At 43.8% G+C, this 466-nt stretch carries 1 protein-coding gene; it reads right to left on the reverse strand.

The window, feature by feature from the left end:
* Positions 1–243: 243 nt before the first annotated feature.
* On the reverse strand, positions 244–466 hold a 223-nt coding region (gene silF / locus M3234_RS28870), incomplete at its 5' end, for a Cu(+)/Ag(+) efflux RND transporter periplasmic metallochaperone SilF (RefSeq protein WP_262307935.1).

The following is a 466-nucleotide window of genomic DNA, read 5'->3' on the forward strand; positions in this document are numbered from 1 at the left end:
GTGCCTTTTGTTCGGTTTGTACTGTTTTTTGTGATGAGTTTACATACTGCCAGGCAGTAACCGATATCAGCCCCCCTGCTATGAGGCTGCTGATAATTATTGCAGCATATTTTATCTTTAAAGAAGCCATACAATTTCTCGCTGAAAAATCAAAACACCTGGCATATGCGCCCGATCATTCATTCACAGTAATCCCTTAATGAATGTTCAGGCGCACTGGATGTATTCGCTCCGGACTGATAATCAGGATTGCGTAACGTTAATGCTTTTGAGTAAGGAGATATTGCCCTGCTGAATAAACGAGAAATCGACATGGTTGCCGGTTTTCAGGGCATTGATAGCGTCGTCTGCATTAACAAAAGTGAAGCGCATGGTCATTGCAGGCCAGCCCACCGCAGGGATTGCTTCGTGCGAAATGGTAATCTTTTTACTATTCATATCAATGTCTTTAACGACACCGGTGCCC

The organism is Neobacillus niacini (assembly GCF_023715785.1).
GTDB lineage: Bacteria > Bacillota > Bacilli > Bacillales > Cytobacillaceae > Neobacillus > Neobacillus niacini_E.